The organism is Shinella sp. WSJ-2 (assembly GCF_003432075.1).
Lineage (GTDB): Bacteria > Pseudomonadota > Alphaproteobacteria > Rhizobiales > Rhizobiaceae > Shinella.
The window spans coordinates 58,550-84,754 of the sequence record NZ_QWBU01000008.1 but is presented as its reverse complement, the minus strand read 5'-3'; the positions used below and the strand labels follow the sequence as shown (position 1 = coordinate 84,754).

Here is a 26,205-nt window from a genome sequence, read left to right as displayed (position 1 = left end):
CGCCATGTCGACATTCGAATTCTTCTTTCAGGGCCTAGCCGTCGCCGTTCTGCCGATGAACCTGCTCTATGCGCTGATCGGCGTGACGCTGGGCACGGCCGTCGGCGTGCTGCCCGGCATCGGCCCGGCGCTCACCGTGGCGCTGCTCCTGCCGGTCACCTACAAGCTTGACCCGGCCGGCTCCCTCATCATGTTCGCCGGTATCTATTACGGCGGAATGTATGGCGGCTCGACAGCCTCGATCCTGCTCAACACGCCCGGCGAAAGCGCCTCGATCGTCACGGCGCTCGAGGGCAACAAGATGGCGCGGGCGGGGCGCGGCGGGCCGGCCCTTGCGACAGCCGCTATCGGTTCTTTCGTCGCCGGCCTCATCGCCACGCTGGCGCTCGCCTTCATCGCGCCCTTCATCGTCAAGATCGCGCTGGTCTTCGGTCCACGCGAATATTTCGCCCTGATGGTGCTGGCTTTCGTTACGGTCTCCTCGGCTTTCGGCGATTCCACCCTGCGCGGCCTGACCTCGCTCTTCGTCGGCCTGACGCTCGCGATCATCGGCATCGACCAGCTGAGCGGCCAGACGCGGCTGTCCTTCGGCATTCCCGATCTTCTCGATGGCGTGGAAGTGACGACGCTGGCCGTCGCAATGTTTGCCATCGGTGAATCGCTCTACATCGCTTCCAAGGGCGATTCGGAGCCGGACAAGATCGAGGCCGTGAAGGGCTCGGTCTGGATGAATGCGGCCGATTGGGCGCGCTCTTGGAAGCCCTGGCTGCGCGGCACCGCGATCGGCTTCCCGATCGGGGCCATGCCGGCCGGCGGTGCGGAGATCGGTACGTTCCTCTCCTACGCCACGGAAAAGAAACTGAGCAAACATCCGGAAGAATTCGGCAAGGGCGCTATCGAAGGCGTGGCCGGGCCGGAAGCGGCGAACAACGCCTCGGCCGCCGGCACGCTCGTTCCGCTGCTGACACTTGGTCTTCCGACCTCGGCGACGGCCGCCATCATGCTCGCCGGCTTTCAGCAGTATGGCCTGCAACCGGGGCCGCTGCTGTTTGCGACCAATCCGCAGCTCGTCTGGGGCCTCATCGCCAGCCTGCTCATTGCCAATTTCATGCTGCTGGTGCTGAACCTGCCGCTGATCGGCCTCTGGGTGAAACTGCTCAGCATCCCAAAACCCTGGCTCTATGCCGGCATTCTGGTCTTCGCGACGCTCGGCACGATCGGCGCCAATCCGTCGGTCTTCGAACTCGGCATGCTCCTGGCTTTCGGCCTGCTCGGTTTCGCCATGCGGCTGTTCGGTTATCCGATCGCCCCCGTCGTCGTCGGCCTCATCTTGGGGCCGATGGCCGAGCAGCAATTGCGCCGGGCGCTTGCGATCAGCCAGGGTGACGTGACGGCCCTGTTCATGTCGCCGATTGCCGTCCTGCTCTTCGGCCTCGCCTTCCTCGCCGTCGCCGTGCCGCTCATCCTGCGCGCCCGCGGCCGGGGCGAAGTTCTCTCGCAGCTTGCGGCGAACGAAGACTGAGTCTTTCCCAGGGGTGTTGAAACAATGCAGGCCGGAAACGCCCGTTTCCGGCCTGCATTCGTTGCATGGCTGGGCTGACAAACCGGCTGTTGTACTTTTCGGTCCGAGATATCATCTTGTGCTCGTAAGCTAAAACAGAAAGCGAGCATTCCAATGACCTCCCTCCGCAATTCCTTCGCCCAGGGCTTCTTCGGCCGGGCCTTCGCCGTACTGAGCGCTGCCAACGCAGCCGCCGCGGCCGTTGAAGGGCACCGTCGCCCGAGGGAACGCGACCTCAAGACGCTCGGCATCGACCCCGCCGGCTTCCCGCGCTCCTAACGCGACACGAGAATTTTCCCGATAAAAAGGCCCGCTGGTCGCAAGACCAGCGGGCCTTCTATATTTGGCGTTGCTTTGAAAGAAAGGCCGGCCGTCGAAACGGCCGGCCCAATGTCTTTAAGCCTTGTTCTCGCCAAGCTGCGCGGCGACGCGGTCGCCGGCATGCGGGGCCGCATGATGCCCCAGTTCCTTCTCCCGCCTGTTGTAGCGGATGGAGGACCACAGCGAGATGCCGATGAGCGTCGCGCCGCCAAGGCCGGTGATGACCTCGGGGATATGCACCAGCGTCTGGCAGTACATCACGACCGACAGGATCAGGATCGCGTAGAACGCGCCGTGCTCCAGGTAGCGGTATTCGGCCAGCGTGCCCTTCTCCACCAGCATGATGGTCATCGAGCGCACATACATGGCGCCGATGCCGAGGCCGATGGCGATGACGAAGAGGTTCTGCGTCAGCGCGAAGGCGCCGATGACGCCGTCGAAGGAGAAGCTGGCATCGAGCACTTCCAGATAGATGAAGGCGCCGAGGCCGCCCTTGGCCGCTTCCGACATCGCCTTCTGCGAGGCATCGAGCAGGCCGCCGATGACTTCGACCGCAAGGAAGGTCAGGAGGCCGTAGACGGCCGCATGCACGAAGGTATTGGCCTCAGCCGGCTCCAAGAGCTTGGAAAAGCCGATGATCAGCGCCAGAACGAAGGCGATCTCGATGCCCTTGACGGTCGCCGAGCGTGCCATGTGCTTCTCGATGAAGCCGATCCAGTGCACGTCCTTCTCGTGGTTGAAGAAGTAGGTGAGGCCGACCATCATCAGGAACGTACCGCCGAACGCGGCGATGGGCAGATGCGCCTCGTTCATGATGCGGGCGTATTCCGCCGGCTCGCGGGCCGCGAGAATGAGCGCGTCGATCGGGCCGATGCCGGCGGCGATGACAACGATCAACAGCGGGAAGACGATACGCATGCCGAAGACGGCGATCAGGATGCCCCAGGTCAGGAACCGGCGTTGCCAGACCGGCGTCATGTCCTTGAGCTTGTTGGCGTTTACGATGGCGTTATCGAAGGAGAGCGAGATTTCCAGCACCGCCAGAACCGCGCAAATGAAAAAGACGGTCGCCATGCCGGCGAGCGTGCCTTCCGTCTGCCAGCCCAGCCACGCGCCGAGCGCAAGGCCGATGACGGTCGAGATGAAAGCCCATTTGAGATAGGAGAGGGTGGTCTTGCCTTCGCCGTTGCCAATCATGACAGCACCTCCATGGAGGTGGAGATACGGGAGGTGAAGTTGCGCATACCACAACGGGCATGCGGGTAAGGCATGGTCAGGATGTTCATGTGCGTTTGAATCCGCCGGCTCATTGCTGGCGGTACCGACATCACGAGAGCGCCGTAAAAACTCTCGCCAGAGGGGCCCGGCACCAGGGTTCGTCGCGGCAGGGATGTCAAAAGGCCGCGAACCGGACTGTTTTCACCGAAGTTGCCGTCCGCGTCAAGAGGCAGGGTGCCGCAGCCGGTCTAACGCGGCAGTGCGGTTTACGTTCCCGGTTTTTGTGCCGCTCCCCTGTACCGGACCCCGTCTCCGTTCCTATATTCCAAGCACAGTGATTTGCCAGAAAGGATCTCCCATGACCGAAACGCCGATCGATCCCGCCCTCGTCGAATGGACCGGCCTCAACGGCTTGCCGCGGTTCGATCTCGTCAGGGACGAGGCCTTTGCGGCGAGTTTCGATGCGGCGCTTGCCGCCCACGAGGCGGAGATCGATGCCATCGCCGACAATCCCGACGTGCCGACCTTCGAGAACACGGTGGTGGCGCTAGAAATCGCCGGCGACGCGCTGTCGCGGGTCTCGGCCCTGTTCTGGAGCCGAGCCGGTGCGAACACCAACGACACGATCCAGGCGCTGGAACGCGATATCGCGCCTAAAATGTCGCGGCACTATTCGAAAATCGGCACCAATGCCGCGCTCTTCAAGCGCATCGATGCGCTGTGGGAAGGCCGCGCGGGCCTCAACCTCTCGCTGGAGCAGGTCCGCGTGCTGGAGCGGCATTGGAAGGGGTTTGTGAAGTCGGGCGCCAAGCTAGCCAAGCCCGAGCAGGACCGGCTTTCGGCGATCAACGAGCGGCTTGCCGGCCTCGGCGCGAAATTCGGGCAGAACGTGTTGGCCGACGAGAAGAGCTGGGCGCTCTTTCTCGACGAGGGCGAGGCGCTGGACGGCCTGCCGGATTTCCTGAAGGACGCCATGGCGGCTGCGGCGCGCGACCGCGGACAGGACGGGCGCTATGCCGTCACCCTGTCGCGCTCGATCATCGAGCCCTTCCTTGCCTCCTCCGCCCGCCGGGACCTGCGTGAGCAGGCGTTCCGCGCCTGGGTGGCACGCGGCGAGAATGATGGCGAGACGGACAATCGCGGCATTGTGAAGGACACGCTTTCGCTGCGTGCGGAAAAGGCCGGGCTGCTCGGCTACGCGAATTTCGCCGCACTGAAGCTCGACAACACCATGGCGAAGACCCCGGATGCGGTGAACGGGCTGTTGATGCAGGTCTGGGAAAAGGCCGTCGCGCGGGCGCGCGAGGAGGAGGCGGAGCTTGCCGCGCTCATCGCGGACGAGGGTCGCAACCACGAGGTCATGCCCTGGGACTGGCGCTACTACGCCGAAAAGCTGCGCGCGAAAAAATTCAATTTCTCCGAAGCCGAGCTGAAACCCTATCTGCAGCTCGAAAAGATCATCGACGCCTGCTTCGACGTTGCCGAGCGGCTGTTCGGCATCCGCGCCGTCGAGAAGAAGGATGTGCCCGTCTATCATCCCGATGTGCGGGTTTTCGAAATCCGCGACCGCGAGAACAGGCTGGTCGCCATGTTCCTCGGCGATTACTTCGCGCGCTCTTCCAAGCGGTCCGGCGCCTGGATGAGCTCCTACCAGAGCCAGCATCGCCTGCCGCTGCCGAACGGTTCGGTCGGCGAGATCCCGATCATCTACAATGTCTGCAATTTTGCAAAACCCGCCGAGGGCAAGCCGGCGCTGCTGTCGCTCGACGATGCGCGCACGCTGTTCCACGAATTCGGCCATGCGCTGCACGGTATGCTGTCGGATGTCACCTATCCCTCGGTGTCGGGCACGGGCGTATCGCGCGATTTCGTCGAACTGCCCTCGCAACTTTACGAACACTGGCTGACGGTGCCGGAAATCCTGACGCGTTACGCCGTGCATTACCAGACCGGCGAAGCCATGCCGCAGGCATTGCTCGACAAGGTTCTGGCCGCCCGCACCTTCAATTCCGGCTTCGCGACGGTGGAATTCACCTCGTCGGCGCTGGTCGACATGGCGTTCCATACGCGTGGGCCGGTCGAGGACCCGATGGCGGTGCAGGGCGAGGTTTTGGAAAAGATCGGCCTGCCGAAATCCATCGTCATGCGCCACGCAACGCCACACTTCCAGCATGTCTTCTCGGGTGACGGCTATTCGGCCGGCTACTATTCCTACATGTGGTCGGAAGTGCTCGACGCCGATGCCTTCTCCGCCTTCACGGAAACGGGCGACGCCTTCAACCCCGCCATGGCGGCGCGGCTGAAGACCTATATCTACGCCGTTGGCGGCTCGGTGGACCCCGAGGATGCCTACAAGGCCTTCCGCGGCAAGCTACCGACGCCGGAGGCCATGCTGGAGAAGAAGGGGCTGGCGGCCTGAGTGGTCTGTCAGAAAGGCGCCTGAGGTCGTTGTTTCCTGTAAGGACTCCACCTCTCCTCCGTCATGGTCGGGCTTGACCCGACCATCCACGCTCCGGGTGCGGGGGTGGATCCTCGGGTCGAGCCCGAGGCTGACGTCAGTGGGGATGCGAGGGTGGTGGCTAAAGCAGAAGTACCGTCGGAGACGGCGGTGGCTTCGTCCGCACCCGTCATCCTCCCGTCACCAAAGCTTGGGTGAACCGTCATGCTCCCGTTACCGGGCTGACATGTCGCCGACCGATGGTCTGCCCGTCTTTTCGCGGGCTTGGCCGGAGGTGGCATGGCGATTGTTCCCGAGACGCTGACGCGGCGCTCGTTTCTCTTGACCGCAGGGGCCGGCGCTCTTGCGACGTCCTCGGCGCTGGCGGTGCCCTATTATTCGCGGCGCCACGGCAGCCCCGTCTTTTCCCATGGCGTGCAATCCGGCGATGTCGATTGTTCCTCCGGCATGGTCTGGGCGCGTACCGACCGGCCGGCCGAGGTGACGCTCGAATATTCGACCACCGACAGTTTTATCGACGTGACGCGCCTGCCGCTTCAAAAGGCGACTGCTACCTCCGACAATTCCGTCAAGGCGATGCTCGAAGGGCTGCTGCCGGATCAGGACATCTTCTACCGGTTCACGGCGAGCGATCCTTATTCCAGCCACCTCGTTTCCGAGCCCGTCGTCGGTCGGTTCCGCACCGCGCCGATGCGCAAACGCTCGGTGCGCTTCGTCTGGTCGGGCGATACGGCGGGGCAGGGCTGGGGCATCGACGATGTCGGCATGAAGACCTATTCGACCATGCTGCGCCACGAGCCGGATTTCTTCATCCACTCCGGCGACACGGTTTACGCTGACGGGCCGATCCCCGATGAAATCCCGCTGCGCGACGGCGGCATCTGGAAGAACCGCATCGTCACGGACGAGAAGCGCAATGTGGCGCGCACACTCGACGAATTCCGCGGCCAGTGGAAGTACAACCTGCTCGACGAGCACCTCCTGTCCTTCAACACGCAATGCCCGACCTTTTTCCAGTGGGACGACCACGAGGTCTTGAACAACTGGTCGGAATCGAGCGACCTGACCGGCGACCGGCGCTATCCGGAGAAGGATATCGGCGTCTATGAACAGCGCGCCCGCCGCGCCTTCCATGAGATGACGCCGATCCGCTACTTTCCCACCGAGCCCGGCCGCATTTTCCGCAAGGTTGCCTATGGGCCGCTGCTCGATGTGTTCTTCGTTGATCTGCGCTCCTACCGCAGCCCCAACAAGGGCGGCACGGAGAATGGCCTGTTCGGCTGGCGGCAGGCGGACTGGTTGCGGCGCGAACTGTCGGCTTCCGAGGCCGTCTGGAAGGTGATCGCCTGCGACATGCCGCTCGGCCTCGTCATCTGGGACGATTATGCCAACAGCCTGGGTTACGAGGGCGTGGCAGACGGCCTGAACGGCCCGCCGGCGGCGCGCGAGCGGGAAATCGCCGATCTTCTCTCCTTCATGCGCGACAATGCCATCCACAATGTCGTCTGGCTGACGGCCGACGTGCACTACACCGCCGCCCACCACTACGACCCGTCCCGGGCAAAATTCCAGGAGTTCAATCCGTTCTGGGAGTTCGTGTCCGGACCGCTGCATTCCGGCACCTATGGACCGAAACCGCTCGACAGCACATTCGGGCCGGAGGTGCGTTTCATCAAGGCCTCCTCGGGCGGCGTCGACAGCAATCTGCCGCCCTCTGCCGGGCTGCAATTCTTCGGTCTGGTCGATATCAACGGCGCGAGCGAGGAGATGACGGTGCGGCTGATGGACCGCGAGGATCAGGAGCTGTGGCGTGTCGTGCTGCCGCCGGTGCGTTCATCATGATGACAAGCTGCGCGCCGGGCGGATAACAGAGTTGCGGTCCGCCCCTTTCGCAAATGCGGAAAAACATGTAAGAGCCCGGCCATTGAAGACGGCGCCCTCGTTTTGCGCGCGCCCCGAACCTCAGAGATTATACCATGTCACTCCGCAATATCGCGATCATCGCGCACGTCGACCATGGCAAGACCACGCTCGTCGACGAGCTTCTCAAGCAGTCCGGCTCGTTCCGTGAAAACCAGCGCGTTGCCGAACGCGTGATGGATTCGAACGATCTCGAAAAGGAACGCGGCATCACCATTCTTGCCAAGGCGACCTCGGTGGAGTGGAAGGGCGTTCGCATCAACATCGTCGACACGCCCGGCCACGCCGACTTCGGCGGCGAAGTCGAGCGCATCCTCTCGATGGTGGACGGCGCCATCGTTCTCGTTGACTCGTCGGAAGGCCCGATGCCGCAGACCAAGTTCGTGGTCGGCAAGGCACTCAAGGTCGGTCTGAAGCCGATCGTCGCGATCAACAAGATCGACCGTCCCGACGGCCGCCACGAAGAAGTCATCAACGAAGTCTTCGACCTCTTCGCCAATCTCGACGCCACCGACGAACAGCTCGACTTCCCGATCCTCTACGGTTCGGGCCGTGATGGCTGGATGAACGTCAACCCGGAAGGCCCGAAGGAAGAAGGCCTCGCGCCGCTTCTCGACCTCGTACTCAAGCATGTGCCGGAGCCTGTCGTCGAAGAAGGTCCGTTCCGCCTGATCGGCACGATCCTCGAAGCCAACCCCTTCCTCGGCCGCATCATCACCGGCCGCATCGCCTCGGGCACGCTGAAGTCCAACCAGCCGGTCAAGGTTCTCGGCCAGGACGGCAAGCTGATCGAAACCGGTCGTATCTCGAAGATCCTCGCCTTCCGGGGCATCGAGCGCACGGCGATCGACGAAGCTCATGCCGGCGATATCGTCGCCATTGCCGGCCTTTCCAAGGGCACCGTCGCCGACACGTTCTGCGATCCCTCGGTCACCGAGGCTATGACTGCGCAGCCGATCGACCCGCCGACCGTCACCATGTCCTTCATCGTCAACGATTCGCCGCTCGCCGGCACTGAAGGCGACAAGGTCACGAGCCGCGTCATCCGCGACCGCCTGTTCAAGGAAGCCGAAGGCAACGTCGCGCTGAAGATCGAGGAAGCCGAAGGCAAGGATTCGTTCTACGTCTCCGGCCGCGGCGAACTTCAGCTCGCCGTTCTCATCGAAACCATGCGCCGCGAAGGTTTTGAGCTTGCCGTCTCGCGTCCGCGCGTCGTCATGCACAAGGACGAGAACGGCACCACCATGGAGCCGATCGAAGAAGTCGTCATCGACGTTGACGAAGAGCATTCGGGCATCGTCGTGCAGAAGATGTCGGAGCGCAAGGCCGAGATGACGGAACTGCGTCCTTCGGGCGGCAACCGCGTCCGCCTGAAGTTCCTGGCGCCGACTCGTGGCCTCATCGGCTATCAGTCGGAACTGCTCACCGACACGCGCGGTACGGCGATCATGAACCGCCTGTTCCACGACTACCAGCCTTTCAAGGGCGCGATCGGCGGCCGCGTCAACGGCGTGCTGCTGTCGAACGGTTCGGGCGAAGCCGTGGCCTACGCCATGTTCAACCTGGAAGACCGTGGCCCGATGATCATCGAGCCGGGCGAGAAGGTCTATGCCGGCATGATCATCGGCATCCACTCGCGCGACAACGACCTCGAGGTCAACGTGCTCAAGGGCAAGCAGCTCACCAACATCCGCGCCGCCGGCAAGGATGAGGCCGTGAAGCTGACCCCGCCGATCCGCATGACGCTCGACCGCGCGCTGTCGTGGATTCAGGACGACGAGCTGATGGAAGTGACGCCGAAGTCGATCCGTCTGCGCAAGATGTTCCTCGACGCCAACGATCGCAAGCGATTCGAAAAGCAGCGCGCCGCTGGCGCCGCCTGATCGCCTTTCCCGAAACGGGACGAATGCAAACCCGGCCGTGAGGCCGGGTTTTTCATGTGTGTGTCATCGTTTTACGGCTTGTGACGCTTGTTAAAAAAGCGTTAACTTTCATTGGTGCCATGCGGAACGCGCCTGTGGGCAATCAGCGCCCTTGCGGGTCTTAAGGATTCCGGTGGAATCGGTGCGGGAATAAGAGTGGTGTTATGAAGACACTGTCGATCGATGTGCGGCGCGCCGAGCCGCAGGACGCGCGCGCGATATCCGAGACGCATCGGGTGTCGTGGCTGCAGGCCTATGGCGGCCTTATTCCGCATATCCCGCTCAACCATATGATCGATCGCCGTAATGAGGGCTGGTGGCGCAAGGCGACGCGCGGCCCCGCGACGCTGCTGGTGCTCGATGTCGCCGGCACGGTCGCCGGTTACGCCACGCTCGGCCTCAACCGCGCCCGCGCGCTGCCGCAGGAAGGCGAGATTTACGAACTCTATCTGCGCCCGGAATATCAGGGCATTGGCCTTGGCCGGCTGCTGTTCGGCGAGGCACAGCGGCTTTTGAAGTCGCTCGGCTGCAACGGCATGATCGCCTGGTGCCTCGAAGACAGCGAGCATGCCGACCGATTCTTCCGCTCCGCCGGCGGCCGCGACATTGCCGAGGGCATGGAGAATTTCGGCGACAAGGAACTGAAGAAGATCGGTTTCGTCTGGCCCTGAGGCCTATTCCGCGGCACCAGGCAGGGTCCGGGACGGTTCTCCCGCAAGTTTCCCCCGTTTGCCGTGCCATTGCGGCTCATTTACGCCGCAAGCAAAGCCGGCCACCTCGTCATCCGCCACAGCGCGGGCGAGCGCGTTGGCATCCTTGTTCTCAAGCGCATCGACATAGCCGACGACGCAGCTCGTCGGGTTGTCCTTGGTCGCCACCGTGGAGACGACGAGAACCTGGCCATAGCGCGCATCCGCTTCGCCCGTCGTTTCGGGATCGGCGACGAACCACCGTACGATGGTAGCGACGGGCGTGCCACCGGCGCCCAACCGCCACTCAATCTTGGCGCCGGTGTGATTGAACGGCCCGAAGGTCTCGAACGCCTTGGCGATGTAGGCGTCGCTGACCGGGCCATAGGCGATGCTCTGCCGGAGGTCGCCTTCCTTGAAATAAACGGCAAAGTCCTTGTAGCCGCTGCAGAGCAGGTCGACGCTTCCGCCTTCCTCTTCCCCCGAAATGGTCTTGCAGGCGTCGAGGTCGCGGTCTGTATAGACGCTCTCGTTGGCCTTGGCGGCGACGGCCATCGATGCGGCAAGGGAAACGGAAAGCAGAAACGGCGTCAGGCGCATGAAAAATCCTCCGGTTGCAAGGAAGACGGCAGATCCGGCCGGTCTATTCGAAAGTCATGTTGCGCCGCAGCGGGATTCGCTTTAGGAAGCCCGAAAATCACTGCATCTCACTGAGGGAGCCCCCATGCGTATCGATGCGATTTCCGTTGGCAAGAACCCGCCTGAAGACGTGAACGTCATTGTCGAGGTGCCGGTCGGCGGCCACCCGATCAAGTACGAGATGGACAAGGAAGCCGGCGCGCTCATCGTCGATCGCTTCCTCTATACGCCGATGACCTATCCGGGCAATTACGGTTTCGTGCCGCATACGCTGTCGGAAGACGGCGACCCGATCGACGTCCTCATCGCCAACACCCGTCCGCTCGTTCCGGGCTGCGTGATCAATGTGCGCCCGATCGGCGTTCTGGTCATGGAAGACGACGGCGGCAAGGACGAGAAGATCATCGCCGTGCCGGTGCCGAAGCTGACGCGCCGCTACGACAAGGTCGAAAACTACACCGACCTGCCGGAAATCACGCTGAAGCAGATCGAGCACTTCTTCACGCATTACAAGGATCTGGAGCCCGGCAAGTGGGTGAAGATCGCCGGCTGGCAGGATGTCGGCACGGCCAAGAAGATGATTCTGGAAGCCGTTGAGCGCTACAACGCCTCGAAGTAAGCGCAGGCGCGTTTTCGGATCTCAAAACAAAACCCTCCGGGTCGCCAGCGATCCGGAGGGTTTTTTGTTGTCGAAGCGACTGTCAGAGAACCGCGGGCGCCAGAACCGTGCGGATGACCTGTTCGAGGAAGAACAGGATGACCAGCACGACGAGCGGCGACAGGTCGACGCCGCCGAAATTCGGCAGGACGCGGCGGATCGGGCGATAGATCGGCTCGGTCAACTGGTAGAGCGAGCGACCGATGGTCGCGATCACCTGATTGTTCGCGTTGATGACATTGAAGGCATAGAGCCAGGAAAAGATCGCCGAGGCGATGACCAGGAACCATGCAATGCTGATGATGAACAATAGGGTGTTGATGACCGCTATCATTGACGTCTCCAATTGGTTTCGTCCCGACATGTAGCCATTGCAGGGCCCGCCAGCAAGGCCACGTGCCTGATGGTGCGGCAACATGTTTAATGCTGTAGCTCAGGCTTCGTGAAAAATACGGTCGAGGAAGGACGTCATCCAGATCCGCAGCGCCGCATCGTGCAGCAGGCGCCCATCGAGATGCAGACGGCCCGTCTGCGCGCCCGGCAGTTCGAAGCGATGCGCGCCTCGCACGACCCAGCGATGCATCATGGCGAGTGTCAATTCGCCATGGAACTGGATACCCCAGGCATTGTCGCCATAGCGGAAAGCCTGGTTTTCATAGTGATGGCCGGTGGCGAGCAAAGTCGCGCCGGAGGGCAGGTCGAAGCCCTCGCGGTGGAACTGGTAGACCATGTCAGGCCAGGGCATCAGCGCCGTGCCGGCCTCGGTCGCAGCGAGCGGATACCAGCCGATCTCCGTCCAACCCTCGGTATGGCCGAAGACGCAGCCGCCGAGATTCTTGACCAGCATCTGCGCACCGAGGCAGATGCCGAGGAAGGGCCGGTTCTCCTTCAGGGGCACGTTCAGCCAGTCGATCTCGTCGCGCACATAGGCTTCGTCGTCATTGGCGCTCATAGGCCCGCCGAACACGACGGCGCCGGCATGATGGGCGAGCGTTTCGGGCAGGGGATCACCAAGCACGGGACGGCGGATGTCGAGCGCATGGCCCATCTGCTGCAGGATCTGCCCGACACGGCCGGGGCTGGAGGTCTCCTGATGCAGGACGACAAGGACGGGGCGCTTGGCGCGCTGCTTGCGTGGGAAATCGAGCATGGCTCAGGCCTCGTCCGGCTCCTTTTGTGCTGCCGAAGCTCCCACCCGTTCGGCCACTTCCTGTCGCTTCATGATGCGCTCGCGCCCGGAAACGCCGAGCAGGTCCGCGATGCGCCAGATGGCATGGTCTTCCATCTCGCTGCGCTCGCCATCGGCATAGACGATCTCCCAGAGCAGGCCGATCAGGGCGACACGCTGGTCCTCGGAAAGCTGGCGCTTCAGCTCGGACGTGAAGTGAAAGAAATCGATCGCTTCGCTTTCTGCGCTGGCGCCGGCATCGAGCAGCGCTGCCAGCTCCTTTTCATCGACGCTATAAAGCTCGCTGAAATGGTCGTGCAGCGCTTTCTTCTCGACATCCAGCACCTGGCCGTCTGCTTCCATGACCTGGATGCAGAGCGCCATGACCGCGACCCGCGGATCGTCGGCGGCGAAGGCCGGTTTGCTGTCGCCGCCGGAAAGGCTCGCCAGAAATTGCTGCAAGCGTTCGAACATCGATGATTCAGCCCCGTTCACTCAAGCCCCAGAACAATCAGAATAAGCGGAAGCCGCTCGTGCCGTCCCGTTTGACGGCAGCGCCTTTCTTCACGCCAGGATCATCCGGCAGGCCGAAGAACGGGCGTTCCTCCTCCTGCACCGATGCCTCCTCTTTGGCCTTTTCCACGACCACGGGCGTCTTCTCGACGACGGCGGCCACCACGACGGGTTTTTCGACAGGCGCCTTCTCGACCTTCACGACCTCTTCCACCTTAGCGGCCGGCTTCTGCTCGAGGGCAAGCGGCGGCAGGGTGCGGATCGCCTCGTCGACGGCATCCGTCGATCCCTCCTCGACCGGCCCTTCCAGCGCGCTGACCGGCGTCTTCCATTCGAAGGCGTCGAGACGCCCGGTGACGGGCGAGACGGCGCGCCATTCCGGCGCGGTGATGCCGTCGGCCGTCCAGGCCGGATCGCGCGGGGCTTTCAGCGCCTGGTTCATCCAGTGGCGGATGCGGCCCTGGTCGCCGGTCTCGGCATCCTCGATATCGGCCAGCAGCAGGAAGGCGCTTTCGCGCGGCGAAAGGCGCGCGGCGGCCTCGGCCTTGCTGCGGGCCAGTGCGAAATTGCGTGTCTCCAGCGCGGCCTCGGCGACGGCATAGAGCGCCTCGGCATTGTTCGGGCGGATCGCTTCCAGCTTCTCCGCCCGCTTCAGCCGGTCGGCGGCCGAATCGCCGCTGCGGGCCCGGACATAGAGTTTCGCCACGTCGCCATGCGCCGTCGTCTTCCAGAGCTTTTCCAGGATCGAAGCAGCCTTGCGCAGATTGTCCTCGCGCAGATACGCCTTGGCCTCGATCAGCCCGGCGGGCACGAAGGTCTCGTCAAGCTTCAGCGCCTGATGGGCATCCTCTCTCGCGCCCTTCGGATCGGCGTCGAGCTTTGCCGCGGCGCGAGCGGTGAGCAGCACGGTCTTGCGGCGGGCATAGGTCTTTTTCTCCTCCGCCGAGCCGGAGCGGCCATCGCCGAGCAGTTTCAGCGCCTCGTCCCAGTCGCCGGCTTCGGAGCGGTACTCGAGTGCTGCTTCCGTCGCCCAGGGCAGTTGCGGTGCCTTTTCGGCGGCCCGTTCGGCATATTGCCGGGCGGCCTCGTTGGCGCCGAGGCGACGGGCCTCGAGATAGAGGCCGCGCAGGCCGAGTTCGCGTGTTTCCGGATCATCGGCCATCAGCTCGAATTTGCGGCGCGCATCGTCGTAGCGGCCCTCGATCATCGCGGCCTGCGCTTCGAGCAGATGAATGAGGGGCTCCTGATCGGCGCTCAGCAGGCCTTTGGTGCGGCCGAGCATCTTGCGCGCACCGGCGGCGTCGCCGGCACCGGCGGCTATCAGGCCGGTGGACAGCGCCTGATAGCCGCGGTCACGCTTACGGGCGCGGAAAAAGCGCTGGATCGACTGCGGTGACGTCCAGATGACGCGGACGATCCACCAGGAGAGCATAACGGCGGCGATCAGCGAGACGACGAGCGTGGCGGCGACCATCAGGCTCATATCGGCGCGCTGGCCCTGCCAGATGATCGAGAGTTCGCCGGGGCGATCGGCCAGCCACGCAAAACCGGCGGCAAGGGCGAGAACGAAGAGAGCGAAGACCAGAATGCGTACCATGAAGTCCTCTCCTCAGCCCTGGTTGCCAGCGATGGCGCCGGAGACGGCCGCACCGATCAGGCCTTCGACGGTGACACGCGTGTCGAGCTTGCGCTTGTATTCCGCCGCCGCTGCCTGGCCCGCTTCCGGCAGGGTCTGCCATTCGATCTGGGCGCCCTTGAAGTCGCCGTTCTGCAACTTGTTCTCGATGCGCGCGACGACGGCTTCCGGCGTGTCGCCCTCTATGCTGCCGACGGGCCGCACGCGGATGGCCGAGGTGGCGCTCGACATCAGGCGATTGAAAATCCCCTGATCGCCGTCCGGCTGGTGCAAGGCGTCAAGGATGGCATCGGCGGTCGGCTGGAAATCGCGCACGAGATCGGAACGCGAGGCGACGCCGACAGCGGCGTGCTCACGCAGGCCCACGACGGACGGATCATCCGGCGCGATGCTGGCAAAGGCTTCGAGTTCCGCGAGATAGGGCCCGCCGCGATCGATGGCGGTCTTTAGCGCGCTTGCCGCCACGGCACGGGCCATTTCCACATCGCTGCGCGGTTCATCGAGTTTCTGCTCGGCGGCTGCGATACGCTGAGTGAGCTGGCTTTCGGTGGAGTTGACAGCTTCGGTGGTACGGGCAATCGCCTCGCGCAGGGCCGCAAGCTCGGTGTTGAGGCGGGCCACGTCGCCTTCGAGATTGCTCACCGCTTCCGGGTTTGCGGCCGTCGCGCCGCCGCTATCGCCGGTGCCCTTTTCGAGAGCGGCGATGCGGGTTTCGATTGGTTGGAGATCGACGCCGCTGGCCGCCGGCGTTTCGGCAAGGCGTGTCTTCAGCGCCTCGATCTCATTGGAGAGGCTGGCCAGTGCGCCGGTGTCGCCGGCACGATCCGGGCCAAGGGCGGGCAGGTAGCCGCCATATTGCAGGCTGCCGGCGCCGAGAAGGGCGATCAGGCCGCCGAGAATGCCGGCGGCAAGCGGGCCGGCATTGCCGCGGCGCGGCTCGGGGGCGGTCTGGGTGAAGACCGGTTCCTCATAGGCGGGGCGCGCCGGTTCGATCGGCTCTGGCTTTTCTTCAAAGGTTTCCTGGGATTGCGGGGTTTCCGGTTCCGAAGCAATGGCTTCCGCCGCTACGGTCTCGGCTGTGTCCGCCGTTGCGGCATCCGCTTCGGCGGTTCGTGCTTCGGTCTCGGCAGAGGCTTGAACCGCTTCGAGATCGATCGTCACGGGTTCGTCACCAGCCTTCTTGCGGCGAGACGGGGTTTCCGGTTCCATGGCGATCTCCTCGCGTTCATGTGCATTGCACTAAACCTAGACAGCGAAGGCAGCGAGGGAAAGACCCTTGCGGCAATTTCGTCCATCATTGCCAATGCCTAGAGGAGATCGAGCAGGCTTTCCTCGTTCGGCGCCGAGGCGACGACGGTGAGCGCGGCAAAGCGCTGCGGCACGGCTTTCGCGACATTGGCGCTCATGCAGAGCATCAATGTGGAGAGAAAGCGTTCGGGCGTTTCCGTCAGCGGCGCGAGTTCGAAAAAGGTGCGGGCCGTCTCGCGCGAATAGAGCAGTGCGGCGTCCGGCACCGGTTTGAGCAGGGCCTCGACTTCGGTGCGCCGCGGAACGAGCGGCGCCATTCGATAACATTCGACGGTGCGCAGTGGAATGCCGGCTTCCTTGAGCCGTGTTTCGAAACCGGCGGCGCGCGGATGTCCGGCGAGATAGAGGATCGGTTCGGCCGGCATGCCGAAATCGCGGCAATGCTCGATGATCATGTTGGCGAGATCCTTGCCGTCGCCGCCGGGTGTCAACACCGTGCGGAAACCCGCTTCCTCCGCCGCCTGCGCGGAGGCCTGGCCGACGGAGAAGACGGTGGTCAGAAGATGTCGGTCGAGCGCGGGCCCGATCTTACCGATGAGGCGCGCCACTTCCGCGCTGGTGATGGCGATTGCCGAATGGCGCTCCGCCAAAGCAGCGCGGGCGGCATCGATATCGTGTTCGGCTTCGGAAAGCGGCATCGTGACCGCCTCGTGGCCGAGGGCGGCGAGTTTTCGCGCGGTGCGGGCGGCGGCGGGTGCCGGCCTGGTGACGAGAACGCGCAAGGATCAGCCCCAGCTTTCGAAGAAACCCGCTCCCGCCTTCGCGCGGATCGCCTGCCCCGCCGCTTCGCCGAGGTCCGCGGCGCTATCGGCCGCACCGCTCGTCTCGATTTCGTGGAAGACACTGCCGTCGGGCGTCAGGATCATGCCGCGGAACTGGAGATGATCGCCTTCGACCGTCGCATAGCCGGCAATCGGCGTGCGACAGGAGCCGTCGAGCGTGGCGAGGAAGCCGCGCTCGCAGGAGACGGCAGCACGGGTCGGGCGGTCGTCGATGGCGGCAAGCAGGCCGTTGATGCGGTCGTCGTTTATGCGGCTTTCGATGCAGATCGCGCCCTGCGCCGGGGCTGGCGGGAAGGAGACGGGATCGAGCAGCTCGGTCGGCACGTCGAGTTTGCCGAGGCGCTTCAGGCCGGCATAGGCGAGAAGCGTGGCGTCGGCCTCGCCGGCGGCGAGCTTGCCGAGGCGGGTATCGACCTGGCCGCGAAAGACGATAACGTTGATATCGGGCCGCAGGCGGCGAATAAGGGCCTGGCGGCGCAGGGACGCCGAGCCGACGGTGGCGCCCTGCGGCAGATCGAGCAGGCGCTGGGCGGTGCGGCCGATGAAGGCGTCGCGGATGTCCTCGCGCGGCAGGTAGGCGGAGAGATGCAGGCCCTCGGGCAGCCTGGTCGGCATGTCCTTGGAGGAGTGCACGGCGAAGTCGAGCTCGCCGGAAGACAGCTGCGCCTCGATCTCCTCGGTGAACAGGCCCTTGCCGCCGATCAGCGCCAGCGAACGGTCGGTGATGCGGTCGCCCTTCGTGGAGAGCACCACGACCTCGAACCTATCCTCCGGCAGGCCATGCGCCGCCATCAGGCGTGAGCGGGTCTCGTAGGCCTGGGCGAGCGCCAGCGGGCTGCCCCGGGTGCCGATCCTGAAAGGTTTTGTTTGCATCCGCCTTGATCCATTGTTACCGGGATGTCTCGTAACCGGCTTTCCGGCCCATCGCAATCAATCCTAGTGCTTCATGTCGTCCCAATTGACCATTCTCGGCATCGAAACGAGCTGCGACGAGACCGCTGCGGCCGTCGTCCTTCGTGATGCCTCGGGAAAAGGCGAGATTCTCGGCGAGGTCGTGCTGAGCCAGCTGGAAGAGCATAGCGCCTATGGCGGCGTGGTGCCGGAGATTGCCGCGCGTGCCCATGTCGAGGCGCTGGATAGCCTTATCTCCGAGGCGCTGCTGCGCGCCGGAAAATCACTTGCCGATGTCGATGCTATTGCCGCGACGAGTGGGCCGGGGCTGATCGGCGGCCTCATCGTCGGCCTGATGACCGGCAAGGCCATCGCGCGGGCGACCGGCAAACCGCTCTATGCCGTCAACCATCTCGAAGGCCACGCGCTGACGGCGCGGCTGACGGACGGGCTCTCCTTTCCCTATCTGATGCTGCTCGTGTCCGGCGGGCACACCCAGCTCGTGCTGATCCGCGGTGTCGATGATTACGAGCGCTGGGGCACCACCATCGACGATGCGCTCGGCGAAGCCTTCGACAAGACGGCCAAGCTGCTCGGCCTGCCCTATCCGGGCGGCCCGGCTGTCGAGCGCATGGCGAAAAAGGGCAACCCCGAGCGCTTCACCTTCCCCCGTCCGCTGGTCGGCGAGGCGCGGCTCGATTTCTCCTTCTCCGGTCTCAAGACGGCCGTGCGCCAGGCGGCGCAGTCGATCGAGCCGGTGACGGAGCAGGATATCGCCGATATCTGCGCCTCCTTCCAGCGCGCCGTTTCGCGCACGCTGAAGGACCGCATCGGCCGCGGTCTGGAGCGGTTTCGTGCGCTCTATCCCGATGTGGCGATGCCCGCGCTGGTCGTGGCCGGCGGTGTTGCGGCGAATGCGGAACTGCGCGCGACGTTGCAGGCGCTCTGCGACAAGAACCGCTTCCATTTCATCGCCCCGCCGCTCGCACTCTGCACGGACAATGCCGCGATGATCGCCTGGGCGGGGCTGGAGCGCATGGCCGCCGGATTTGCGCCCGACGATCTCGCCGTGGCACCGCGCTCGCGCTGGCCGCTCGACAAACAGGCGGCCACCCTTCTCGGATCCGGCAAGCGGGGAGCCAAGGCATGACGATTTCGAAGCGCATCGCCGTGGTCGGTGCCGGTGCCTTCGGTACAGCACTGGCAAGCGTGGCGGCGGCTAGCGGCGGTGATGTCACCCTGATCGGCCGCGATGCAGCCGCGGTGGAGGCCATGAGAACGACGCGGCGCAATGAAAAGGCGCTGCCGGGCATCGATCTGCCGGCAACCTTAGCCTTCAGTGCCGATGTGGAATGCATGCGCGGCGCGGGCATCGTGCTGTTCGCCATGCCCTCGCAGGCACAGCGGGACGCCGCGCGCCAGCTCGCGCCGCTTCTGGCGCCGGGCACGGCGGTCGTCATCTGCGCCAAGGGCATGGAAAAGGGCACCGGCCGTCTGCTGACCGAGGTGCTGGAAGAGGAACTGCCCGGCCGCGAGGTCGCCGTGCTCTCCGGCCCCGGCTTTGCCGCCGATATCGCGAAGGGGCTGCCGACGGCGATGGTCGTTGCGGCGCGGTCTGCCGAGATCGGTGCCGCGCTCGCGCAGGCGCTTTCCGGCCCCACCTTCCGGCTCTATCCCTCGACAGACCGGATCGGCGTGCAGCTCGGCGGCGCCCTGAAGAACGTTCTGGCGATCGCCTGCGGCATCATCGAGGGTGCTCAGCTTGGCGATTCGGCGCGGGCGGCGCTGATTTCGCGCGGGCTTGCGGAATTGTCGCGTTTCGTCGAGGCGCATGGCGGCGAGGGGATCACCGTTACCGGGCTTTCCGGCCTCGGCGACCTCGTCCTGACCGGCACCAGCCACCAGTCGCGCAACCTGCGCTTCGGCATCGCGCTCGGCCGCAACGGCACGGCCGCCGGCTGGTCGGGCGATCTCGTGGAAGGTGCCTTTGCCGCCTCCGTGGCCTCCGGCGTGGCGGCGGAAAAAGGCATCGACATGCCGATCACCGACGCGGTCGCCCGCATCATCGATGGCACGCTCGACGTGAAAACCGCCATCGGGCAGCTGATGACGCGCCCGATCACCCAGGAATGACCACTGAAAGGACCGTTTCCATGCTTTTCGCCTTCCTCTGCCAGGACAAGCCCGGCGCGCTTCAGGTGCGCATGGACACGCGCCCGGATCACGTCGCCTATCTCAACGAGCTCAATGCAGGCGGCAAGCTCGCCTTCGCCGGCCCTTTCCTCGGCGATGACGGCAAGCCGACCGGCAGCCTCGTCGTGGTCAAGGCCGAGACGATCGAAGAGGCGCGGCAGATCGCTGAAAACGATCCCTATGCCAAGGCCGGTCTGTTCGCCGCCGTTGATGTGAAGGCCTGGAACTGGGTCTTCAATAATCCGGAGGCGTAAGCCCCATGGCATTCTGGCTTTACAAGTCCGAACCCTTCAAATGGTCCTGGCAGATGCAGAAGGACGCCGGCGAGGCGGGCACCGAATGGACCGGCGTGCGCAATTATCTCGCGCGCAACAACATGCGGGCGATGAAGATCGGCGATAAGGGTTTCTTCTACCATTCCAACGAGGGGCTCGACATCGTCGGCATCACGGAAGTCTGTGCGCTGTCGCACCCGGACACGACGGCCGGCGAGGATCCGCGCTGGGACTGCGTCGATATCCGCGCCGTGCGGGACATGCCCAAGCCGGTGTCGCTGAAGGACATCAAGGCCAATCCGAAGCTCGCCAACATGTCGCTCGTCACCTCCATGCGTCTCTCTGTGCAGCCGGTGACGGAGGAGGAGTGGATCGAGGTCTGCCGCATGGGCGGTCTCGACAACCCGCCGCGCTGATGTTGCGCGCTTTTGCTTTTCGCGTCGCTTTCTCCGAAAACCGGATTTCCCATTTCGGTGCGGTGCGAACGTGAGGACCGACCCCGAAATCTTCATCCGGGACAATACCGGCGTGCTGACCCCGCCGCATGTGCCGGAGATAAAACTCCGGCTGGCGACCGAGGCGCATGACCTGTGGCAGAAGACGGAGGAGGAGCTGGAGAAGATCGGCCTGCCGCCGCCCTTTTGGGCCTTCGCCTGGGCGGGCGGGCAGGGGCTTGCCCGCCATGTGCTCGATCATCACGATCTCGTCACCGGCAAGTCCGTGCTGGATTTCGCCAGTGGCTCCGGCCTCGTCGGCATCGCCGCGCGCATGGCCGGCGCATCGGCCGTGCTTGCGGCGGATATCGATCCGTGGAGCGAGACGGCGATCCGGCTGAATGCCGCGCTCAACGATGTGTCGGTCGACTACACGGTCGAGGATATGGTGGGCCGCGATGACGGCTGGGACGTGGTGCTGGCCGGCGACGTTTTCTACGATCGCGGTTTCGCCGATGTCCTGATCCCGTGGTTCTCAAGGCTTGCGGCGCGCGGTGCGGCGGTGCTGGTCGGCGATCCCGGCCGCGCCTATTGCCCGCGCGAGCGCATGGAGGCGCTTGCGACCTATACGGTGCCGGTGACGCGGGCGCTGGAGGACAGCGAGGTCAAGAAGACCACGGTGTGGCGGTTCAAGGCCAGTCCGGACGCTGCCTGAAGCTGCTCTGCGCGGAAGATTTCCGGATCAGAAATTGGGCCGGATAACGCAGACGCCCATTTCCCATGAGCAGTCATTCTGCCCCGGCACGACCTGGATGACCTTCGGCCCGCCGCGGCTGTAGCGCGGTGCTTCGATCACGTCGCCGAAATAATCGTCGTTGTCGATGTAGAAATAGGTGCCGTTGCCACGGTCGCGATAGGCGGTGATTGCGCCGCCGTAGAAATCGCCCGTGCCCCAGCCGCGCTGCTCGCGACGGCGCTCCGAATAGCGCGAACCGCGGTCCTCGCGGTCACGATGCCGCCAGGCTTCGCGATGGTGGTGGCGCTCGCGGTCACGCCGCGTGATGGTGCGGCCTTCGATATTGGGTTCGGACCAGCCGAAGCCGTCCCTGTTGCCGCCGGCATGGGCGGCCGTCATGCCGCTCGTTGCGAGTGCGATCGCAAGTCCTAGAACTTTGGTCGCATGGGGCGCTGAAAACAGAGTCATTCTGTCCTGCCTTCCGGGTTACGCTTAACAAATCGTTAACGCCAAGATGGGGCAGGGGGCGGCGAAAGTCACGGATTTCCCTGCGATTTTTGTCGATATCGTTAATGCGGGAAAAGCGTCCCGGAATGGCGCAAACGCTGTCCGCTTCTTAATCGATTAAATTCATTTTGCACTGCAATGAGGCTTGTGGTTCCGCTTTCTGGTGAGTAAGTGTCGCAATCACTGCATTGTGCACAACATACTGCAATTCCGGAGAAAATTTGTCCAGTTTTTGGCTCTCCGGGGTTCCGTGAGGTTCAGATGGCGAATGTCACTCGAAGCCGGCCGCTCTCGCCGCATCTCCAAGTCTATAAACCGATCCCGACGATGGTCATGTCCATCGTGCACCGCATCACCGGTGCGGCGCTGTATTTCGGCACCGTGCTCGTTGCCTTCTGGCTGATCGCCGCCGCTTCGGGCGAAGCGTCCTTCGAATGGGCCAGCTGGCTCTTCGGGTCGCTGATCGGCCGTCTCGTGCTCTTCGGCTACACTTGGGCGTTGATGCACCACATGCTGGGTGGACTGCGCCACTTCATGTGGGACATGGGCCGCGGCTACGAAAAGCACTTCAACACCAAGCTCGCTATCGTGACCCCGATCGTCTCCGTCGCCCTGACGGTGCTGATCTGGATCATCGGCTATCTGGTCCGCTGAGGAAACATCCATGGACATGCGCACTCCCCTCGGCAAGGTTCGTGGTCTCGGCTCGGCAAAGGACGGCACGGAGCATTTTTGGCGCCAGCGCCTGACGGCCGTCGCCAACGTTCCGCTCATGCTGTTCTTCGTCGGCTTCCTCATCCGCTACAACGGCGCTTCCTATGCGGAAGTCACCGCAGCCCTTTCGAACCCGATCGTCGCCGTCCTGATGGGCCTCGTCGTCATCTCCGGCCTCATTCACATGAAGCTCGGCATGCAGGTCATCATCGAGGACTACGTGCATGCGGAAGGCGTGAAGATCGGCCTCCTCATGCTCAACACGTTCTTCGCGATCCTGGTCGGCGGTCTCTGTCTTTTCGCCGTCCTCAAAATCGCTTTCGCAGGATAATTCACCATGGCAGCGATCTCCTCCCCGGCGGCCAACGGCAAAGCCTATACCTATGTAGACCATTCCTTCGACGTGATCGTCGTCGGCGCCGGCGGTGCAGGTCTGCGCGCCACGCTCGGCATGGCCGAGCAGGGCCTCAAGACGGCCTGCATCACGAAAGTCTTCCCGACGCGTTCGCACACCGTCGCCGCCCAGGGCGGCATCGCGGCCTCGCTGCAGAACATGACGCCGGATAGCTGGCAGTGGCACCTCTATGACACCGTCAAGGGTTCCGACTGGCTCGGCGACGTCGACGCCATGCAGTATCTCGCCATGGAAGCGCCGAAGGCGGTCTATGAGCTGGAACACTACGGCGTGCCCTTCTCGCGCAACGCCGAGGGCAAGATCTACCAGCGCCCGTTCGGCGGCCACATGCAGAACTACGGCGAAGGCCCGCCGGTGCAGCGCACCTGCGCCGCCGCCGACCGTACCGGCCACGCCATCCTGCACACGCTCTACGGCCAGTCGCTGCGCAACAATGCAGAATTCTTCATCGAGTATTTCGCGCTCGATCTGATCATGTCGGCCGATGGCCGCTGCACCGGTGTCGTCGCCTGGAACCTCGACGACGGCACGATCCATCGCTTCGCCGCAAAGATGGTGGTTCTGGCGACCGGTGGTTACGGCCGCGCCTATTTCTCCGCCACCTCGGCGCATACCTGCACGGGTGACGGCGGCGGCATGATCGCCCGCGCCGGCCTGCCGCTGCAGGACATGGAATTCGTGCAGTTCCATCCGACGGGCATCTACGGCGCCGGCTGCCTCATCACCGAGGGTGCCCGCGGTGAAGGCGGCTATCTCGTCAATTCCGAAGGCGAGCGCTTCATGGAGCGCTATGCACCGTCGGCCAAGGACCTTGCGTCGCGCGACGTCGTCTCGCGCTGCATGACGATGGAAATCCGCGAAGGCCGCGGCGTCGGCAAGAACAAGGACCATATCTTCCTGCATCTCGACCATCTCGATCCGGCCGTTCTGCACGAGCGGCTGCCGGGCATTTCCGAGAGCGCGAAGATCTTCGCCGGCGTCGACGTGACGCGTGAGCCGATCCCGGTTCTGCCGACCGTGCATTACAACATGGGTGGCATTCCCACGAATTACTGGGGCGAAGTGCTGAACGCCGACAGCCAGAACCCGGAGCGCATCGCGCCCGGCCTGATGGCGGTGGGCGAAGCCGGCTGCGCCTCGGTGCACGGCGCAAACCGCCTCGGCTCCAATTCGCTGATCGATCTCGTGGTCTTCGGCCGCGCCGCCGCCATCCGCGCCGGCCAGGTCATCGACCGCGTCGGCCCCGTCCCGGCGCTCGATATCGCCGCCTGCGACAAGATCATGGACCGTTTCGATCGTCTCAGGAACGCCAATGGCGGTACGCCGACGGCCATCCTGCGCGACAAGATGCAGCGCACCATGCAGGACGATGCGGCCGTGTTCCGCACCCAGGAATCGCTTGAAAGCGGCTGCCGCCGCATGACCGCGATCTGGAAGGAACTGCCTGATATCAAGGTCACCGACCGCTCGATGGTCTGGAACTCCGACCTCGTCGAGACGCTGGAGCTGGAAAACCTGATGGCCAACGCCATCACGACCGTCTATGGCGCCGAGGCCCGCAAGGAAAGCCGCGGCTCGCATGCCCGCGAAGACTATGTCGACGGCCCCTTCGCCGGCCGCGACGACGTCAACTGGCGCAAGCACACGCTCGCCTGGGTGAACGAGGCGGGCGACGTCAAGCTCGACTACCGCCCGGTGCACACCGACCTCATCGCCGACGGGATCGATCCCCAGAAGATCGCGCCCAAGGCGCGCGTCTACTGATATCGAGGAGAACAGGACATGGTTGAACTCGCTCTCCCGAAGAATTCGCAGCTGACCGAAGGCAAGGTCTGGCCGAAGCCGGCCGGCGCCACGAACACCCGCGAATTCCGCATCTACCGTTGGAATCCGGATGACGGGAAGAACCCGTCGGTCGATACGTTCTACATCGATGTCGACGATTGCGGCCCGATGGTGCTCGACGCGCTGCTATACATCAAGAACAAGATTGACCCGACGCTGACGCTGCGCCGTTCCTGCCGCGAAGGCATCTGCGGTTCCTGCGCCATGAACATCGACGGCACCAACACGCTCGCCTGCACCAAGGGCATGGACGAGGTGAAGGGCGCGGTTAAAGTTTATCCGCTGCCGCATATGCCTGTCGTGAAGGACCTCGTCCCCGATCTCACCAACTTCTACGCGCAGCATCGCTCCATCGAGCCCTGGCTGAAGACGGTATCGCCTACGCCGGCCAAGGAATGGAAGCAGAGCCATGAGGACCGCCTCAAGCTCGACGGCCTCTACGAGTGCATCCTGTGCGCCTGCTGCTCGACCTCCTGTCCGAGCTATTGGTGGAACGGCGACCGCTACCTTGGCCCGGCCGTGTTGCTGCAGGCCTATCGCTGGCTGATCGACAGCCGCGACGAAGCCACCGGCGAGCGCCTCGACAACCTTGAGGACCCTTTCCGTCTTTATCGCTGCCATACGATCATGAACTGCGCGCAGGCCTGCCCGAAGGGCCTCAATCCGGCCAAGGCGATCGGCGAAATTAAGAAGATGCTGGTCGAGCGTCGTCTCTGACCTACATAATCGGCAGTCACGAAACGTGAGGAGGCGGCTTGAACAATCGGGCCGTTTCGTCTTGATTCGTGTGGGCGATTCACGTTAATTCGGCGGAAATGCTGCGGGGCAGCAGTATCGGGCAGATATCAGGAGTTTCGACATGCGGGTTGTACATGTAGCAGGCGGACTGATGATGGCGCTTGCTCTGGCGGGTTGCCAGCGGACTTCGTCGATGGACAGCGTCAATACGCAGCAGAACATCCAGCCGCTGGAGGCGCAGCCGATTGGTACTGTTTCTTCCAGCCAGCTGCCCGATCCGACGACCGACACTTCAGGCCAGTTCCCCGACAAGCCGACGACCGATACCGCGATGGCGACGGGCACCGGTACTGCAGGCGATACGGCTGCTGCGGCAGCAGGCCTTGATGTCAAGAAGGAAGCCATGGTCGGCAACTGGAAGGTTGCCAACGGCGCTTCCTCCTGCGACATGTTCCTGACGTTGACCAATCTCGGAAGCGGTTCGCGCGGCGGCACGCGCGGCTGCGCAGGCGAACTGACGGCCATGGGCTCCTGGGAAGTCGCCGGCAAGCAGGTCGTGCTGAAGGATCGCAACGGCAGCCCGATCGCACGCCTCTACAAGACGGCCGATACCCAGTTCCGCGGTACGACCAATTCGGGCCAGCCTGTCAGCCTCTCGCGCTAA

General features: G+C 63.9%; 27 protein-coding genes. 17 read left to right on the top strand and 10 right to left on the bottom strand.

Annotated features, from left to right (window positions below):
• The first annotated feature begins 4 nt into the window (after positions 1-4).
• Positions 5-1,522 (top strand): tripartite tricarboxylate transporter permease, encoded by a 1,518-nt coding sequence (locus tag D0Y60_RS17575; protein ID WP_117371271.1) that lies wholly within the window; start codon positions 5-7, stop codon positions 1,520-1,522.
• Between the two features lie 153 nt (positions 1,523-1,675).
• Entirely contained in the window at positions 1,676-1,840 is a 165-nt protein-coding gene (locus D0Y60_RS24885; protein WP_199564225.1) for a hypothetical protein, read from the top strand.
• A gap of 117 nt (positions 1,841-1,957) precedes the next feature.
• Here the strand turns inward: D0Y60_RS24885 and D0Y60_RS17570 are convergent, their stop codons facing one another.
• A complete protein-coding gene (locus D0Y60_RS17570) occupies positions 1,958-3,079 on the bottom strand; it encodes a DUF475 domain-containing protein (RefSeq protein WP_117371270.1) in 1,122 nt (373 codons plus the stop codon).
• A 379-nt stretch (positions 3,080-3,458) separates the two neighbouring features.
• Between D0Y60_RS17570 and D0Y60_RS17565 the strand changes: the two genes are divergently transcribed.
• The 4 genes from D0Y60_RS17565 to D0Y60_RS17550 all read left to right on the top strand — a co-directional run bounded on the left by D0Y60_RS17565 (position 3,459) and on the right by D0Y60_RS17550 (position 10,071).
• Positions 3,459-5,519: a M3 family metallopeptidase gene (locus D0Y60_RS17565; protein WP_117371269.1), complete on the top strand. Its 2,061-nt coding sequence runs from the start codon at positions 3,459-3,461 to the stop codon at positions 5,517-5,519.
• A 318-nt stretch (positions 5,520-5,837) separates the two neighbouring features.
• On the top strand, positions 5,838-7,400 hold the full coding sequence (locus D0Y60_RS17560) for an alkaline phosphatase D family protein (protein WP_117371268.1): 1,563 nt from the start codon (positions 5,838-5,840) through the stop codon (positions 7,398-7,400).
• 134 nt (positions 7,401-7,534) lie between these two features.
• Positions 7,535-9,361, top strand: a complete 1,827-nt coding sequence (gene typA / locus D0Y60_RS17555; RefSeq protein WP_117371267.1) for a translational GTPase TypA — start codon at positions 7,535-7,537, stop codon at positions 9,359-9,361.
• Positions 9,362-9,564: 203 nt separating this feature from the next.
• Positions 9,565-10,071 (top strand): GNAT family N-acetyltransferase, encoded by a 507-nt coding sequence (locus D0Y60_RS17550; RefSeq protein ID WP_117371266.1) that lies wholly within the window; start codon positions 9,565-9,567, stop codon positions 10,069-10,071.
• Between the two features lie 3 nt (positions 10,072-10,074).
• On the opposite strand, the gene D0Y60_RS17545 is transcribed toward D0Y60_RS17550, so the two are convergent.
• Positions 10,075-10,689, bottom strand: a complete 615-nt coding sequence (locus D0Y60_RS17545) for a hypothetical protein (RefSeq protein ID WP_117371265.1) — start codon at positions 10,687-10,689, stop codon at positions 10,075-10,077.
• A gap of 124 nt (positions 10,690-10,813) precedes the next feature.
• Here D0Y60_RS17545 and ppa point away from each other — a divergent pair, with 124 nt between their 5' ends.
• Positions 10,814-11,347, top strand: coding sequence for an inorganic diphosphatase (gene ppa, locus D0Y60_RS17540; protein ID WP_117371264.1), 534 nt, complete (start codon positions 10,814-10,816; stop codon positions 11,345-11,347).
• Positions 11,348-11,429: 82 nt separating this feature from the next.
• Here the strand turns inward: ppa and D0Y60_RS17535 are convergent, their stop codons facing one another.
• From D0Y60_RS17535 to hemC, 7 genes are all read right to left on the bottom strand, one after another.
• The gene (locus tag D0Y60_RS17535) at positions 11,430-11,720 is read right to left on the bottom strand and encodes a YggT family protein (RefSeq protein ID WP_117371263.1); all 291 of its coding nucleotides are present in this window, start codon (positions 11,718-11,720) and stop codon (positions 11,430-11,432) included.
• A 99-nt stretch (positions 11,721-11,819) separates the two neighbouring features.
• Positions 11,820-12,536 (bottom strand): glutamine amidotransferase, encoded by a 717-nt coding sequence (locus D0Y60_RS17530; protein WP_117371262.1) that lies wholly within the window; start codon positions 12,534-12,536, stop codon positions 11,820-11,822.
• Between the two features lie 3 nt (positions 12,537-12,539).
• A complete protein-coding gene (locus D0Y60_RS17525; RefSeq protein ID WP_117371261.1) occupies positions 12,540-13,028 on the bottom strand; it encodes a TerB family tellurite resistance protein in 489 nt (162 codons plus the stop codon).
• Positions 13,029-13,065: 37 nt separating this feature from the next.
• Complete coding sequence (locus D0Y60_RS17520; protein WP_117371260.1) at positions 13,066-14,664, bottom strand: heme biosynthesis protein HemY; 1,599 nt, start codon at positions 14,662-14,664, stop codon at positions 13,066-13,068.
• Positions 14,665-14,676: 12 nt separating this feature from the next.
• The gene (locus tag D0Y60_RS17515) at positions 14,677-15,912 is read right to left on the bottom strand and encodes a COG4223 family protein (protein WP_117371259.1); all 1,236 of its coding nucleotides are present in this window, start codon (positions 15,910-15,912) and stop codon (positions 14,677-14,679) included.
• 98 nt (positions 15,913-16,010) lie between these two features.
• Positions 16,011-16,733, bottom strand: coding sequence for a uroporphyrinogen-III synthase (locus D0Y60_RS17510; RefSeq protein WP_117371258.1), 723 nt, complete (start codon positions 16,731-16,733; stop codon positions 16,011-16,013).
• A gap of 3 nt (positions 16,734-16,736) precedes the next feature.
• Positions 16,737-17,666: a hydroxymethylbilane synthase gene (gene hemC, locus D0Y60_RS17505; protein ID WP_117371257.1), complete on the bottom strand. Its 930-nt coding sequence runs from the start codon at positions 17,664-17,666 to the stop codon at positions 16,737-16,739.
• A 73-nt stretch (positions 17,667-17,739) separates the two neighbouring features.
• On the opposite strand from hemC, the gene tsaD reads away from it, so the two are divergent.
• The 5 genes from tsaD (at position 17,740) to D0Y60_RS17480 (ending at position 21,301) form a co-directional block, all read left to right on the top strand.
• Entirely contained in the window at positions 17,740-18,834 is a 1,095-nt protein-coding gene (tsaD, locus tag D0Y60_RS17500; RefSeq protein WP_117371256.1) for a tRNA (adenosine(37)-N6)-threonylcarbamoyltransferase complex transferase subunit TsaD, read from the top strand.
• A gap of 2 nt (positions 18,835-18,836) precedes the next feature.
• Positions 18,837-19,817, top strand: a complete 981-nt coding sequence (locus D0Y60_RS17495; protein ID WP_199564227.1) for an NAD(P)H-dependent glycerol-3-phosphate dehydrogenase — start codon at positions 18,837-18,839, stop codon at positions 19,815-19,817.
• Between the two features lie 20 nt (positions 19,818-19,837).
• A complete protein-coding gene (locus tag D0Y60_RS17490; RefSeq protein ID WP_117371254.1) occupies positions 19,838-20,131 on the top strand; it encodes a YciI-like protein in 294 nt (97 codons plus the stop codon).
• Between the two features lie 5 nt (positions 20,132-20,136).
• Complete coding sequence (locus tag D0Y60_RS17485) at positions 20,137-20,568, top strand: EVE domain-containing protein (RefSeq protein WP_117371253.1); 432 nt, start codon at positions 20,137-20,139, stop codon at positions 20,566-20,568.
• Between the two features lie 70 nt (positions 20,569-20,638).
• On the top strand, positions 20,639-21,301 hold the full coding sequence (locus D0Y60_RS17480; protein ID WP_117371252.1) for a methyltransferase: 663 nt from the start codon (positions 20,639-20,641) through the stop codon (positions 21,299-21,301).
• Positions 21,302-21,328: 27 nt separating this feature from the next.
• Here D0Y60_RS17480 and D0Y60_RS17475 read toward each other — a convergent pair whose 3' ends face one another.
• A complete protein-coding gene (locus D0Y60_RS17475) occupies positions 21,329-21,790 on the bottom strand; it encodes a hypothetical protein (RefSeq protein ID WP_117371251.1) in 462 nt (153 codons plus the stop codon).
• Between the two features lie 300 nt (positions 21,791-22,090).
• Between D0Y60_RS17475 and sdhC the strand changes: the two genes are divergently transcribed.
• The 5 genes from sdhC (at position 22,091) to D0Y60_RS17450 (ending at position 26,205) form a co-directional block, all read left to right on the top strand.
• Positions 22,091-22,483, top strand: coding sequence for a succinate dehydrogenase, cytochrome b556 subunit (gene sdhC / locus D0Y60_RS17470; RefSeq protein WP_117371250.1), 393 nt, complete (start codon positions 22,091-22,093; stop codon positions 22,481-22,483).
• Positions 22,484-22,493: 10 nt separating this feature from the next.
• On the top strand, positions 22,494-22,874 hold the full coding sequence (gene sdhD / locus D0Y60_RS17465) for a succinate dehydrogenase, hydrophobic membrane anchor protein (RefSeq protein ID WP_117371249.1): 381 nt from the start codon (positions 22,494-22,496) through the stop codon (positions 22,872-22,874).
• Positions 22,875-22,880: 6 nt separating this feature from the next.
• A complete protein-coding gene (gene sdhA, locus D0Y60_RS17460; protein ID WP_117371248.1) occupies positions 22,881-24,722 on the top strand; it encodes a succinate dehydrogenase flavoprotein subunit in 1,842 nt (613 codons plus the stop codon).
• A gap of 18 nt (positions 24,723-24,740) precedes the next feature.
• A complete protein-coding gene (locus D0Y60_RS17455; RefSeq protein WP_117371247.1) occupies positions 24,741-25,520 on the top strand; it encodes a succinate dehydrogenase iron-sulfur subunit in 780 nt (259 codons plus the stop codon).
• A 142-nt stretch (positions 25,521-25,662) separates the two neighbouring features.
• Positions 25,663-26,205 carry a protease inhibitor Inh/omp19 family protein gene (locus tag D0Y60_RS17450; protein WP_117371246.1) on the top strand — a complete coding sequence of 181 codons (543 nt, stop codon included), beginning with the start codon at positions 25,663-25,665 and terminating at the stop codon, positions 26,203-26,205.

Bases quoted from the DNA above. Each gene is read 5' to 3' on its own strand.
- D0Y60_RS17545 (WP_117371265.1), bottom strand. From the start codon at position 10,689: ATGCGCCTGACGCCGTTTCTGCTTTCCGTTTCCCTTGCCGCATCGATG.
- D0Y60_RS17550 (WP_117371266.1), top strand. From the start codon at position 9,565: ATGAAGACACTGTCGATCGATGTGCGGCGCGCCGAGCCGCAGGACGCG.
- typA (WP_117371267.1), top strand. From the start codon at position 7,535: ATGTCACTCCGCAATATCGCGATCATCGCGCACGTCGACCATGGCAAG.
- D0Y60_RS17575 (WP_117371271.1), top strand. From the start codon at position 5: ATGTCGACATTCGAATTCTTCTTTCAGGGCCTAGCCGTCGCCGTTCTG.
- D0Y60_RS17485 (WP_117371253.1), top strand. From the start codon at position 20,137: ATGGCATTCTGGCTTTACAAGTCCGAACCCTTCAAATGGTCCTGGCAG.
- D0Y60_RS17535 (WP_117371263.1), bottom strand. From the start codon at position 11,720: ATGATAGCGGTCATCAACACCCTATTGTTCATCATCAGCATTGCATGG.
- D0Y60_RS17450 (WP_117371246.1), top strand. From the start codon at position 25,663: ATGCGGGTTGTACATGTAGCAGGCGGACTGATGATGGCGCTTGCTCTG.
- D0Y60_RS17455 (WP_117371247.1), top strand. From the start codon at position 24,741: ATGGTTGAACTCGCTCTCCCGAAGAATTCGCAGCTGACCGAAGGCAAG.
- D0Y60_RS17525 (WP_117371261.1), bottom strand. From the start codon at position 13,028: ATGTTCGAACGCTTGCAGCAATTTCTGGCGAGCCTTTCCGGCGGCGAC.
- D0Y60_RS17520 (WP_117371260.1), bottom strand. From the start codon at position 14,664: ATGGTACGCATTCTGGTCTTCGCTCTCTTCGTTCTCGCCCTTGCCGCC.
- D0Y60_RS17490 (WP_117371254.1), top strand. From the start codon at position 19,838: ATGCTTTTCGCCTTCCTCTGCCAGGACAAGCCCGGCGCGCTTCAGGTG.
- D0Y60_RS24885 (WP_199564225.1), top strand. From the start codon at position 1,676: ATGACCTCCCTCCGCAATTCCTTCGCCCAGGGCTTCTTCGGCCGGGCC.
- D0Y60_RS17530 (WP_117371262.1), bottom strand. From the start codon at position 12,536: ATGCTCGATTTCCCACGCAAGCAGCGCGCCAAGCGCCCCGTCCTTGTC.
- D0Y60_RS17560 (WP_117371268.1), top strand. From the start codon at position 5,838: ATGGCGATTGTTCCCGAGACGCTGACGCGGCGCTCGTTTCTCTTGACC.
- ppa (WP_117371264.1), top strand. From the start codon at position 10,814: ATGCGTATCGATGCGATTTCCGTTGGCAAGAACCCGCCTGAAGACGTG.
- tsaD (WP_117371256.1), top strand. From the start codon at position 17,740: ATGTCGTCCCAATTGACCATTCTCGGCATCGAAACGAGCTGCGACGAG.
- sdhD (WP_117371249.1), top strand. From the start codon at position 22,494: ATGGACATGCGCACTCCCCTCGGCAAGGTTCGTGGTCTCGGCTCGGCA.
- D0Y60_RS17515 (WP_117371259.1), bottom strand. From the start codon at position 15,912: ATGGAACCGGAAACCCCGTCTCGCCGCAAGAAGGCTGGTGACGAACCC.
- D0Y60_RS17565 (WP_117371269.1), top strand. From the start codon at position 3,459: ATGACCGAAACGCCGATCGATCCCGCCCTCGTCGAATGGACCGGCCTC.
- sdhC (WP_117371250.1), top strand. From the start codon at position 22,091: ATGGCGAATGTCACTCGAAGCCGGCCGCTCTCGCCGCATCTCCAAGTC.
- hemC (WP_117371257.1), bottom strand. From the start codon at position 17,666: ATGCAAACAAAACCTTTCAGGATCGGCACCCGGGGCAGCCCGCTGGCG.
- D0Y60_RS17570 (WP_117371270.1), bottom strand. From the start codon at position 3,079: ATGATTGGCAACGGCGAAGGCAAGACCACCCTCTCCTATCTCAAATGG.
- sdhA (WP_117371248.1), top strand. From the start codon at position 22,881: ATGGCAGCGATCTCCTCCCCGGCGGCCAACGGCAAAGCCTATACCTAT.
- D0Y60_RS17475 (WP_117371251.1), bottom strand. From the start codon at position 21,790: ATGACTCTGTTTTCAGCGCCCCATGCGACCAAAGTTCTAGGACTTGCG.